Here is a 14,378-nt window from a genome sequence, read left to right as displayed (position 1 = left end):
AGATGACTCCTGCGGAAAAGATAAAAAGCGAGATTTATTTTATTAATCAGTGCTGACAGACCGATGTTTTCGTCAGCGATCGCTAAAATTAACGTGAGTTCGACAAGTCTTATTTGACCTCTCCCCCAGCCCCTCTCCGATGCGGAGAGGGGAGCAAAAAGCTGAATTTTTCGTTGCTCCTCCCTTTCCGTTTCGGAGAGGGAGACTGGGAGGGAGAGGTTCATCGAACTCAAGCTAAAATTAATTTCCATCTTTTCAGCGTTCATGAAAGTTAAAAGCTTGTCCTACCTAGCTGACAATCATCGTTATAACCCCCGCAGGTCAAAAATGATTGTCTCGGTGCGTTTCACTTACGCGCCGTCCTCCCACCAAGGGTTATGGCTGACTTCTTCTGTGTCTTGTGCCACCTTTTCGTTAGCGATCGCCTCAGAAACAAGCACATCACCGCAAACATTCACCCGTTTCAGTTCGGGTGGTGCGATCGGCTGTCGTTGCTTGCCAGACACCGCCTGGGAACAGTTTTCCATGATGATAACATGGGCATTAGTGCCACCATCGGCAAAACAGTTGAGTGCAACAACAAGTGGCGAGGCTTCTATCCATGCACTCGATTGGCGACAGAAATAAAACGGCGAAGCGTCTATATCGTAATGCATCAAGGGTGTTTGCCCAGATAAAAAGGGTACTCGCTGCTGATGGTTCAACATACACACCAGTTTGATCAAGCCGGCAATACCTTCAGCACATAACGGATGCCCAATATTGGGCTTGATGGAACCTAAACTGCAAGGTGCCTTATTTTCGCGGCGATAAACCGCTTCAATGGCTTTAAGTTCCAGCAGATCGGTTACTTCGGAGCCGGAGCCGTTAGCTTCAATATGAGCAATGTCTTGTGGCTGTCGATCGCTTTGCGCTAGGGCGCGTTCCATGACTTCTTTTAGCGCTTTGATATTTGGCGTCGCCGGGCCTGCTGTGCGGCCATCGTTATTGATTGCTAGACCCTTAATCACTGCGTAAATGCGATCGCGATCGCGTTCCGCCTGCTCCAGGGTTTTTAATAACACCAGCCCCACCCCTTCACCTAATGTCACGCCAGCAGCCCTCTGATCAAAAATATGGAACGAGGAACCCTGGTTTAATAGATGACGCTGCTGAAATATCCGATGTGCATCTTCGTTTGCCAAGAGACTTACGCCTCCGACTATGGCCGAGTCGATCTCCCCACCCAGGAGTGACTGGATGGCAAAATTCATCCCCACTAGGGCTGAAGAGCAGGCTGTATCAATAACCAGACTTGGCCCTTTGAGATCAAAAAATTGCGAGATATGAGTAGCCAGATAATTTTGCGCGCCCACAATCGGATTTCTGGCTTGATAAAGATCGGATTCATTGACACGATGCTGACTGCGTGCGCCTAAATAAACCCCGATAGCTTTGCCCTTAATCTCCTCCAGTGTATAACCCGCATGATAAAATAGGTTTAGGCTTTCTTCCAACACCAAAAATGCCTGGGGATCGATAACCCTCGCATCCTCTTGCGGAATCAGGAAAAAGGCGGGATCAAAATGACTAATATTATCAATTAACCCCGCATAAAAGGGCATCGAACTCCACCCTCGGTCTGTCGGCACAGGACGGATAGAATTTTTGCCTTCTGATAATAAAGTCCAATACTCATTCAGATTTTTTGCGCCAGGAAAACGACAAGACATGCCAACTACGGCGATATCCAATGCTTTCTTTGATGAATATCTGGGTGAAGTGCTGCCAGAATCACGCAGTTGGGTTTTTTCAGAGGGTGGGGATATCTGCACGGCGGCTTCACTATTTTTCGGCTCGATTTGATCGTGAGCTTTCGCTTTCAAAGCAGGTGCTTGTTCACTGGCCAGCCAGGATGCCAGCGAATTTAACGACGAATATTCGTATAAGATGGAAGGATCGAGTGGTTCAACAAGTTGTTGATTTATTTTGGCTGCGAGTTGAGCAAGCCAGATCGAATCCAAGCCATAATCGGCAAAAGATTTGTCCAGTGCCAGTTTTTGCACAGCGATACCCAACTCCTGAGAAAATAAATCGATTAAGCGATCCAGAGTAAACCTGGTTGAAACAGTGTTCTGTATAGAGGGCTTTATGCTTACTGGCGCTTGGTGGTTTTGACTCAATACTTGCTTGCTCTGATGCTTCATCAGTTGTTGTGGATTCCACAACGCAGAATCGACAAGGGCAGGTAGAACCACAGTCCCCATTTTGTGGGAAAGTATATCGTCTAACATTTGGAGTCCTTCTTGATTACTTTGACGGAGCAAACCCGTCTCGTTATACGCCCTGCTGTTCGCCGCGCCCATCCCAGTTTCCTGCCAGCTTGGCCACTGAATACTAACCACCACATCGTCGGTTGCTTCTGCTAGATAATCCATATAAGTATTAGCCATTGCATAGTCACTCTGTCCGCTTGCCAGACTGGGAATAGTGGCCGACACAGAGGAAAACAAGACGGCGAATTTTAATGGCTGCTGTTTGCATTGTGCCAAGAGCGATCGCAGTCCCGCCACTTTCGGTTCTAATACCTGTGCCACACCTGCCATCGACTTGCGAACAAAGGCGGGGGTTTCTGAGTCCACTATTCCCGCACAATGAAGAAGACCGCCGATAGTCCCAAAGTTCGCTGTTATTTCGCGGAGGCTTTTTTGCATCGCTACCGGATCGCTTAAAGTCAGCGACAATACCTGCACCCTGACGCCTTGCGCCTCCAGGGATTGAATAGCAAGTATCTTTTGCTTCACCTTATCACTTGGCAAAGCAGCCCATTGCTCACGTGGTGGCAGTGCTTCTCGTCCAGTAAGTACCAAACGTTTCACGGCGTAGCGATCGACAAAATGTTGAGCGCATAAAAGCCCCAAACCGCCTGTTCCTCCGGTAATCAATAGCACTTCTGCTTCAGCAAATTGAAGTTCTGTGCTTTGTCTTTTTGGCGCTTTTAGCGAAGGTTCTGCCAAATATGCACGATAGCGTTTTTGATCCCGGTAACAAATTTCACAGTTATCGTCATTCAGCAAAAACTCATGAGCAATCTGCTCTGCTAAAGCGGCAGTCTTCAGACGGGGATCGGTATCGATATGGCGGGATTGCACATGGGTATACTCACTTTGAAGCATACGATAAAGTCCGATACGGGATGCACCCGATAAATTCACCTCGCTGTTTTGCCAGGACTCTAAGCCTCTGGTGACGCCAAGCAGCGTCAGTCCAGTTTTAGATCCTTTTTCGATCAAGTGCTGAAGCCACAGCATCCAGTCAAAAGAAGCAGGGGAGCAGGGGGCAGGGGGCAGGGGGGAAAACTGAGACGGAGCTTGTACTCCGCCCCAGTAAGAGCGCCCTAAAAGGGCGGGGCTTGTACCCATGTTCCGCTCCGCTTCACGGCTTCTCTTCTCTACGAGAGGCTGCGCCAACGAGACGCTGCGCGAAAGGGGCAGGGATTGCTCCCCCTGCTCCCTGCCCCCTGCCCCTCCGCCTCTTCGGTCAAGGGAATCGATCGCTTCTTCACCTTGACCACAGCCGGATATATCTATACAGCCGCCATATTCATGCCAATCTGCGTCGCTCTGTTGAAGTTGTGACTTGATGCGATCAAGTTCAATTATCTGGCTGTTGGGAAATTCCTCTGCTAGCAGGATCGCTAATAATCGGGTTTCCTGGGTGCTGAGAATCGCAATTTTTCGGGGCTGTGGTTTATCAGGTTGTGGCTCATCAAGTACCCAATGCTTTTGCAGATAATAAACGCTTCGTGGAGCTGCACTATCTTGCTTGTTATCAGAACTGCTTTGAGCAAATCCCTCTTGATTAAACCAATAACACTCTTTGGCAAAGGGATAGGTGGGAAGGCTGATACGTCGCGGTTTACCCTGGGGATAGAATTTCTGCCAGTCAATAGTAAGACCTCTAACCCACAGATTTAGCAGTTTACCGATTTTCTTTGATGTAATCCATTCGTCGATGATGGTCGAAAATTCTTCTTCAGTGGCAAAATCTGACAGTAATTCCTGATCCTGTCTCATATACCCCCGATAAAGTGACGAAATATTTTCCTGCCCCTCAACAAAGGATTTTAGTTTTTTCTCAAGTTCTTCTAAGCTGTTAACAATCAGTGCCAGACGCTCTGACATTGCCTCCCGTCCTGTCTGAAGAGTATATGCGATTTCTGCCAGTCGGGGCGGCTTGGCTTCGGTCTTGGCAATTAAAAAGCATCTTAAGTTGTCGGCCATTTTAATCAGGCGATCGCTATTTTTGGCCGACAATACAATCACCACGGGTTCGTCAACATCCTCCTGGGCATCCTCCTGGGCATACTCTTCCACAATCAAATGAGCATTGGAGCCGCCAGCACCAAAAGCGGAAATGCCCGCTCGTCTGGGGTATTCCTTGACCTCGCCGTTGATTTCCACAATGGGTCTTTTCCATTCTGAAAGAGTTTGCTGCACCACAAAGGGCGTTTTATCGAAAGCAATATTGGGGTTTAAGTCACCTGCGTGCAAACTCGGAACAAGTTGGCGATGCTTCAGTTGCAGGAGGATTTTGCACAGTCCCGCCATACCCGATGCGGCTTCCAAGTGCCCCAGATTGGATTTTGCCGAACCGATGGCGCAAAAGCCAGTATCGGCAGTCTCTTTTTTAAAGGCTTGGGTTAAGCCGGTAATTTCTATGGGATCGCCTAATTCTGTTCCTGTGCCGTGGGCTTCTATATAGCTGATGCTGCGGGCATCAACGCCTGCTTTCTGAAGTGTTTGGCTAATCAAATCAGCTTGTGCAGTTGGGTTGGGCACGGTGTAACCATTGGTTTTTCCGCCGTGATTAACATGGCTTCCGCGAATAACGGCGTAAATATGGTCGCCCGCCCGAATGGCCTCGGACAGTGGTTTCAGTAAAACCACTCCCACACCCTCGCCGGGGACAAAACCGTTGCCGCTCCGACCGAAGGCTTTGCACTGACCATCTTTCGACAACATCCGCAGTGCAGACATCTGCACATAACTGGAGGGGTGCAGGTATAAGTTGACGCCGCCCGCCAAGGCTAGTTGGCAGTCTTGGCGACGTAAATGTTCGCACGCTTCATGAATGGCGGTTAATGCTGAAGAACACATCGTATCAATGGGCATACTTGGGCCTTGCAGATTCAAAAAATACGATGTGCGGTTGGCGACGGAACTGAAGGAGGTGTGCGGAAAGACCTGTTCGCCGCGCTTCCATAATTCGGGGCCATATAAGTCAAAACCAGTTTTGGTGATGCCTGCAAACACACCGACTTGCTGTTGATATTTCTCACGTAAAGTGTCGCGGGTGTAGCCAGCGTCTTCCAGTGCCTCCCAAGATGATTGAAGAAATAAGCGTTCCTGCGGATCGATACTTAAGGCATCACGCGGGGGAATGCCAAAAAACAGAGGATCAAAATCTGCAAAGCTTTCCAGAAAACTGCCCCATTTACTGTAACTTTTTCGCTGGGCGATCGCTTCGTCGGCGTTCTCAACAAAAAAGCCCTCCAATGGCCAGCGATTGGCAGGAATTTCGCCAACACAATCTTTTCCAGCTTGGAGGTTTTGCCAATAAGCTTGCAGTGTATCAGCCTGTGAAAAGCGAGCGCTGACACCAATAATCGCGATCGCTTCCTGAACCTGCGGGTATTTACGTAAAGCGCGGTCAAAAGAAGCAGGGAAGCAGGGGGCAGGGGGCAGGGGGGAAAACTGAGACGGAGCTTGTACTCCGCCCCAGTAAGAGCGCCCTAAAAGGGCGGGGCTTGTACCCATGTTCCGCTCCGCTTCACAGCTTCTCTTCTCTACGAGAGGCTGCGCCAACGAGACGCTGCGCGAACGGGGCAGGGATTGCTCCCCCTGCTCCCTGCCCCCTGCCCCTCCGCCTCTTCGGTCAGGTAAAGCACTTTTAGGTAAAGTCTCAGTCTCAAGCCCAGTCCAAACCATGCACTCCTGGGGGTATTCATCAACCAGGTAGGCAACCAGCGCCTGGGATGTTTGGTATTCAAAAAACAAGGTCTTGGAGATTTCGGGAAAAACTTTTGCCAGTTCTTGATTTAATTGCGTAATCATCACGGAGTCTATACCGTAACGCTCAAAGGCATCATGGGTTTTAATTCGATTTGGTGCTAAACGGAAAGTCTCTCCCAAAAGACATTTAAGTTGAATCAAGGTTTTTTCGTGAAGGCGCTGTTTTTCCACCCGTGCAAGTGAGTGTTTGGCTATTGGCTGGTCTAATGTTTTTGGCGCTGATGGCTCTGGGAACAACCACTGTCTCAGTGTGGGAAGATGCCCTGCTGCCACTAAAATCTGACTCTCTCCTGAAGCCAGCCCCTTGATAAATGCTTGAATCCCTGACGCTGTATCGATCATCTCCAGTCCCACACTCTGCTTCATGGCCGCTTCGCTGTGAGCATCCACTTGCATACCGCCTGCTTGCCAAAGCGGCCAGTTAATGGAAAGTGTTTGTCCGCATCGTTGCCCAGCATTGACTAGATCGTTACGATAGGTTGAAAAAGTATCCATAAAGGCATTGGCGATCGCATAATCGGCCTGTCCGGCATTGCCCATTGCGCCGGCAATTGAAGAAAACAGCACAAAGAAATCAAGATTCAAATCTTTGCTTGCTGTGTCCAAATGAATCACACCCGCCACTTTCGGGGCTAGCACCGCCTGGAATTCAGCCGATGTTTTTTTGATCGTAAAATTATCCCGCACAATACCTGCACAATGGAGGATGCCATTCAGCGAGCCATAGTCTGTTGTAATACCTTGAATGAGCTTGTCAACATCGTTTTTATTGCTGATATCAGCTTGCCGGTATTCTACCCTTGCGCCAAGGGTTTGTAGTTTATGAGAAAAAGATTTTTGCTTTTCTAGACCTAAGTGCGATCGCCCGCTTAAAATCAGAGTAGAACTTTGTGTTTTACTGGCAATTTCTTCAGCAAAAATTAAGCCCAAACCACCGGCACCACCAGTAATTAAATAAACGCCGCCTTCTCTCCAGGGCATTTTGCAGGCGCGATCGGAAACGGTAAGCTCTTTCCATGCGAATACTGTACGCTGCCCCTGGTGATACCTAATCTGCTTGTCTTCATAGCATCGGGCATTTTCACTGAGCTTGTTTAGCAGACTGCCTTCCGTCTCGTAGGCAGAAACTTCGATCACCTGTCCTGACACTTTTGGGTTTTCCAGTTGAGCCGTTTTCAGCAGACCGGAAATAGCCGACAAGCATTGTTGCTTTGTCTGCTGGAGAACAACACATTGAATAAAGATTTTACCTTTGGTTTTACTGCCCAGAATTTCCCGAATAGTTTCAAAAGCTTGGGTAAAACTATCCTCATAGATTTTTTCTAAACCTGGACTGCTGGGTAAAGTGTTGGCACATAAATCTATACATTCAACCCCCGGCATTTGGGCTTGTATGCCCACCGCAGAGATCCGATCCATGCCACATAAGAAGACCAGATGCCGGGAATACTCAAAAGATTCAACGGCTCTGGCAACGGGTTTTTCTTTCCAATGCGGGTAACAGATTAAGGTTTCTGCCGAAGATAAAGGTATAATCTTTTCATTACTGGACGCTTGTTTTGCCTCTCCATCCTGACTATCGCCAAAATACTCACGGGCAAAAGGATAGGTAGGCAAACCGACTAGCCGACGGAATAATCCAGACTGATAAAAGGCACTCCAATCCACCGAAGCACCCTGCTCCCATAACTGGGCAAGCTTATGCACTTTTTGACCGGATATGAGGCTTTGAAGAAATGCTTTTTCTTCCTTACTGTCCCCAATACCTGGCTTTTCTGCTTTTTCTCCTCCACCTTCTAGCCACTGCGCCAGTTGTTGGATCAGCGCTTGCTGATTGTCAACCATTAGGGCTAAACGATAGGTAAACGCTTCCCGTCCAACTTGGAAGGTATATAGGAAATGCTCAAATTGAATGGCGGGATGATCTTCGAGATAGCGCTTCACATTATGTGCATAGTCCTGCAACCCTTCCTCACTTTCAGCAGAAAGAAGGAATACCCTGGGTGTAAATACGCTGAGATTAACGTCTGATTGGGGAATATACTGCTCCAGTACCAGGTGTGCATTAGTACCACTAAAACCAAATGAACTGACCGCCGCCAGACGGGAACCCTGGGCATTTTGCGGCCAGGGTTTTAGGCTGGTGTTGACGTACACAGGACTGTTGTCAAAATCAATGTGTCTGTTGCCCTCGTGAAAGTGGATTGACGGCGGTAGTTGTTGATGCTTCAGACTCAGCAGGACTTTAATCACACCTAACACCCCAGAGGCGGCGGTTGTATGCCCCACGTTAGCTTTTAACGAACCAATGGCGCAGAATTTCTGTTTTGAGGTAAAGGATTGAAAACTTTTATTCAGCGCATGAATCTCAATGGGGTCGCCTAGTTTGGTGGAGGTTCCATGAGCCTCAATATATTGCAGGTCTTCAATATGAATGTTGGCTTTTTTATAGACTGAAATTTCCAGATCGCTTTGGGAAAGGAAACTGGGTACAGTCATGCTGGAGGTTTGCCCGTCCTGGTTAATACCACAGCTGCGGATAATACCATAAATTGAATCGCGATCGCGTTCAGCATCCTGCAAACGCTTGAGAATAACGATGCCAACCCCGTCACCGACAACAATTCCGTCGGCAGCATTATCAAAGGGACGGCACTGACCGGTTGGGGAAAGCATACCTGCATTGTGCATGGAAATAAAGGTGCCGGGATGCTGATAAAGCGTCACACCTCCGGTAATGGCGAGATTAATCTCGCCACTTTTTAACGCTTGGCTGGCAACATCAATGGCAACCAGGGAAGAAGAACAGGCGGTATTGATCGTCAGTGCAGGGCCTTTTAAATCCAAAAAATATGCTATGCGTGCTGATAGGATACTCGTCTCTGAACCCAGCATATCAAGATGGGAAAAACCCTTACCCAGTGAAGAGCCTCCCATCGCGCCGATATAAGTTCCTACGGCTTGTTTCTTTAATGACGAAGGTTTATAACCTGCATCTTCCAAGGCTCGGTAACATTCTTCTAAAAGCACGCGTTGGGTTGCATCCATCGCCTCGGCTTCTCTAGGCGATATCTGAAAAAATAGCGGGTCAAAATAATCCAGATCCGGCATGATGCCATAGCGAATCGGAAAAGTTTCCGAACAATGGGAAGCAATATAGTCAAGCCATTGAGGTTTTTTCAGGTCTTCAATACAATCTTTACCTTGACTAACCACCTGCCAGAACTGCTCTTGATCTTTGGCACCAGCACAGCGACAGGAAATCCCAATAATGGCAATATCATCGCTTCTTGTACTGAGCGACTCGCCCTGAGCGCAGTCGTTCGCGTAGCGTCTCGTAGAGAAGGGAGTCGAAGTATGCCGAAGTGTCGAATTCCCATTTGAACCTTCCCCCCTGCTTCCTGCTCCCTGCTCCCTTGCCTCTTTTTCAATCACAGGTGCGATGGTTTTCTGCCCCAATTCAACCTTTATATACCCGGCTAAATCCGCCAAACTATGGCACTCAAATACTAAACTGGTGGGCAAATGAAGGTCAAACTCTGTGTTGATGGCTTCTAGTAATTCCACCGCATTCACAGAACTGATTCCCAACTCCCTGAGTTGAAGTCGCTCTATGGATTCGAGTTCCGGCGCTGCAAAACCTAAGATGTTGACAAAAATGCCCTTGAGGGTGCTTTTTAGTTGTTCCAGGTTATGTATGCTCTCATCAAGCGCGGGGGGTTGCTGAATGTCCATAGGCAGATTAGCGATTTTAATCCCCCCACTTGGAGGATAAGGAATATGCCCGATCCGCAACATCTCATCCAACGCCTGAGCATAGGGTGTTTGATTGGCGATTTGTCTAGCATTATGCTCGCGCCGCTCTTGTTCACTGCGCCGGGTATCTCTTTTGAGTTTTAATAAACAATAAGTAATCCAGCGTTTTTCTAGGGCTATGGCCTGATTGGCGTAGTTGCGATAGCTATCCCGACTCACTTTCGGCAGATGTTTGGTATGTTCAGCGTGTTCAGGGTCATAAAGATAGTTGGAAATTTCGGTCGATACATCAATAATTTCATCAATAATCAAATCGTGTTCCGATAACAGGTCAATCCACTGCTGCTGAGTGGGGATGCTAATTTCCACACTGGGGTCGATAATACTGCCTCGCAGATTACCGATATAATCCATGAGCAAAATTTTTCCGTTATCACTGAGAGCATCTGCCATCTTCTGAAACAAGGCATCTTTGTCACGAATATGAAAGGTGACTTCGATACCCAGAATCATGTCACAGTTGTCGGGGAATTTATCTTTTGAACTATCTTTGTGATAGATTCGCGCCCGGTTATCCAAATTCATATTCTGAATACGCCGATTGCCCAGAACCGCTTGAGATTCGGTAATGGTAAAACCGTGGGTTTGTATATGAGGATAAAGGGCGGCTACCTGAATCACATCCGTACCGTGACCGCAACCAATATCAAGGAAAGTGTGAATCCGATGGAAATCCTCGCAATAAAACAGAACTTGACGTAGTTCGCGCTGTCTTTCCTTAATCATTTCCAGTTCTTCTGGATACTTTTGGGCATTCATGGCAACACGAGTCATAGAGAAGCCAAGAATTCTTTTAGGGAAAGCACCAAAAGTCAAATACTCTTCCTGAAATTCTTCGTCACAGTCTTGTGACATTCGGGTGTAAAATTCAACGGCTTTATTTCCATTCAGGCTTTGATCTATGTTATAATATCCATCGCTTTTTTCCATGCTGCGATCGCCCTCTAGATGTTCTTTATCATGGCGAACAATCCAGCAAGTTCTTTTCGCAAAAGGATAAGTCGGCAAGCCAGTGAGTCTGCTCAAGGTCTTTTCACTATGCCATTCATCCCAGGCGATCGCATTGCCTTGCACCCAGAGTGCAGCCAGTTCACGAGCATCATTGGCATCACCTGCTTTTACCCGCGCTGTCACCGCCTCTGGATTCTTGATTTTCTCCTGAGTCACATCACCGTAAAAACTTCCCTCACCCAGTTCACGGGTTTGAAGCCAGCGCCTCAGATGCTCCTCAATTTCCACCGACTGTTTCACCACAAAGGCCAGACGACACGCCATGCTTTCCCGTCCTACCTGTAGGGTGTAAGCTAGGGACGGTAAATCGAGGTTTTGATTATTTTTAAAGTAGATCAGCCAGTCCTCAATATATTGTTCCAGGCGCTCTTCATTTTTGGCCGATAAAACAAAAAGTACGGGTTCCTGCTGATGGTTAACAGGCTGTGGATTACCCAAGTATTCTTCGAGAATGATGTGAGCATTCACCCCACCAGCGCCAATATTCATCACCCCGGCTCTTCGCGGTACTTCTATGCCATCCACCCGCACGGGTTTCCATTGGCAGAGGTCTTGTTGTAACTCAAAGGGCAGTTGCTCGAAATCAATGGTAGAACTGAGTTCCCGCGATCGCAATGTGGGCACTAGGGTTTGATGGTTCAGCGATAAAACCACTTTGGTAAGTTGCGACATTCCCGCCGCCGATTCGCAGTGGCCGATATTGGGTTTCACTGAGCCAATGTGATAGGACCCCTCAACATTTTGGCGATCCCGAAAAACTTCTGTCAAGGCACTTGCTTCTATGGCATCGCCCATGTCGGAACCTTGGGCTGCTGCTTCGATATAGCTGATGCTGCGCGGATCGATACCACTGTTTTGCAATGCTTGGCGAATCACAGCCGCTTTCGGCCCAGGGTTAGGGGTTTTATAGCCATTTGTCTTCCCATCGTGATTGACTGCACTGCCCCGAATTAGGGCATAAATGCGATCGCCATCTTTAACCGCGCGATCGTAAGATTTGAGGATGACGACCCCAACCCCTTCTCCGGGAACAAAGCCATCGCCATCTTTTTCAAAGGCGGCACATGTTGAACCTCTAGAAACAAATTGCCCTAAAGAAAGTTCGAGATAGGATGATGGGTGTGCATATAAGTTTACGCCCCCCGCCACGGCCATATCCCCTTTGCCAGCGCGAATATATTCACACGCCTCATGTATGGCCACTAAAGAAGAGGAACACATCGTATCCACAGGGAAACTGGGGCCTTGGAGATTGAGGAAATAAGAAACCCGATTCACCAGAGAGGCAAATGATGTGGTTGGGCACTCTATTTGACGAGGGGCGTTTTCATTACCCTGCCCGGATTCTGTGCGGTATAAATTAAAGCCTTGTTTTGTTATCCCAGCAAAAACGCCGATTCTTTGGCGTAAATCAGCAGACAGGTTTGAGGGTGAATATCCGGCGTCTTCCAGGGCTTTCCAACTTTCTTGTAGAAATATGCGTTCCTGCGGATCAATATTTGCCGCCTCGCGCGGAGTCATGTTAAAAAACATGGGGTCAAATTGATCGAAGTCTTCTAAAAATCCCCCCCATTTGCTATAACTCTTTCCTAATTTAACCGCCTCCTTTGGATCGGCATGATAATGGCGCTGCCAATCCCAACGCTGGCGGGGAATTTCGCTGATGCATTGTTCGCCGTTTTTGAGATTCTGCCAAAAATCTGCTACGGTTTTGGCCTTTGGATAACGGCCACTCAATCCGATAATAGCGATCGCTTGTTTGGCTGCAACATTCGCCATCTGCGCGGAGTTTTCCTTTGAGGGCTTGCTTTTTACATCAGGAGTAGCGATCGAGCTATTCATCTCAGTCCATTTCAGACAGCCGTCAGTATAAGTAGCGGCTAAGTGGTGCGCTAAATCTGCTAAGGTCTGGAATTCATAAAATAGTGTTTTCGATACAGCCCCTAGCCCCTCGGTCAACTTTTGATTCAACTGGGAGATCATGATCGAATCAATCCCATAACTTTCCAGTGGCTCTTGTGCGTCTATCCTGTCCAGAGGTAACTTAGTTATTTCGGCAAATAAAGTTTTTAATTTGTCGAGGGTTTTTTGTTGCAGTCGCCCCGAATCCACCGCCTTAGCATCGCCGACTTGAGACTGAACTGTTTTTTCTGGCAAATTCAAAAAGGATTGTTTTAGTTTGGCCAAATCGCCCTCCAGAACCATCACTTGATCCTGATTGCTAGCAAAGGCTTTATACAAGGCACGAATGCCGGACGAGGTGGGCATGGCAAGTAGGCCGACACTTTGCGTCATCATGGAAGCGATCGCTTCATCAACCCCCATACCGCCTTCCTGCCATAAAGGCCAGTTGATTGACAGAGATCGCCCCTGACGCTGATGGGAATGCAAGAGTTGATTACGGTATTGGGCATAAGAATCCATAAAGGCGTTAGCGCAGGCATAATCCGCCTGTCCGACGTTACCAATACCGCCCGCCAGTGACGAACAGAAAAAGAAAAAGTCCAACGGCTGGTCTTTAGTGGCCTCATCGAGATTCACCAAGCCCATGACTTTGGGTGCAAGCACTTTGTCTAACTCTTGCGGTGTCTTTTTAATAATGAAGTTATCGTGAATCATACCGGCGGCGTGAATAATGCCGTCGAGATGGCCGAAATCTTTGTTAATATCCTGAATTAAATTAGCGACTTCTTGCGGCTCACAAACGTCCACCTGCCGATATTCCAGATGTGTACGACTTGCCGCGCATAACTTCTGGAGTGTTTGAAGTACCTGTCGCTTGGTCTCGTCAAGGGTTGAACGACCAGTCAGAATCACCGTTCCATCGCAAATCTGTTGGGCAATTTCCTGACTAAAAAGCAATCCTAAACCACCCATTCCTCCAGTGATTAAGTACTTCCCTTTTTCCTTCCAGGGAATACTCACTTCATCGTTAGAAATCGGTATTTCTTTCCATCTGGCAATGCGACGTTTGCCGTTGTGATAGTCAATACGTTGCTCTGAGGGCGTCTGAGCGTTCGTTTTCAGTTTGGCAACAATATTTAACCCATTGTCATTCGCTGCTACACCCAGAAGCTGTCCAACCAGGTTGGGGTTTTCCAGGTGAGCTGTCATCAGCAAACCAGCAAGACCGGCAAAAAGCTGATGTTCGGGTAAGTGACGAATCACCAACTGAATTAGGATTTTTCCCTCTTGTTTGCCTTTGAGAAGCTGTTGAATTTCTGTAAATAGCTGCGAAGCATAGCACTGAAAACGTTCAGCAATGTTTTTCGATGGTGATTGAAGAACAAGACAATCCACCCCCTCCATCCTGCCAGTGATACTTTCTGGCGTCATTCCGTCGGGTTCACAGAGAATAACCAAATGTCTACTATAGGATTCGTGAGAGTTTAAAGTCATAAGTACTACTGCAAAATAAATTTCATATTGAGAACAGAGAAGACTTAATTAAAACTTACGCAAGAACTCTCTGAAACTCTTATTTCTCTGTGTTCTCTG

1 protein-coding gene is annotated in these 14,378 nt (G+C 47.7%); it reads right to left on the bottom strand.

What is annotated here, in order from left to right:
* Nucleotides 1–350: 350 nt before the first annotated feature.
* A complete protein-coding gene (locus V7K50_RS11665) occupies nucleotides 351–14,279 on the bottom strand; it encodes an SDR family NAD(P)-dependent oxidoreductase (RefSeq protein WP_334960139.1) in 13,929 nt (4,642 codons plus the stop codon).
* Between the last annotated feature and the right edge of the window lie 99 nt (nucleotides 14,280–14,378).

The sequence above is a fragment of the Nostoc sp. genome (assembly GCF_036917135.1).
In the GTDB taxonomy this organism is placed as follows: Bacteria; Cyanobacteriota; Cyanobacteriia; order Cyanobacteriales; family Nostocaceae; genus Nostoc.
Note: the sequence above shows the minus strand (reverse complement) of the source record. Positions and strands in the feature narration are given on the sequence as shown.

Excerpts from the sequence above, each read along its gene's own strand:
- V7K50_RS11665 (WP_334960139.1), bottom strand. The coding sequence starts at position 14,279 with ATGACTTTAAACTCTCACGAATCCTATAGTAGACATTTGGTTATTCTC.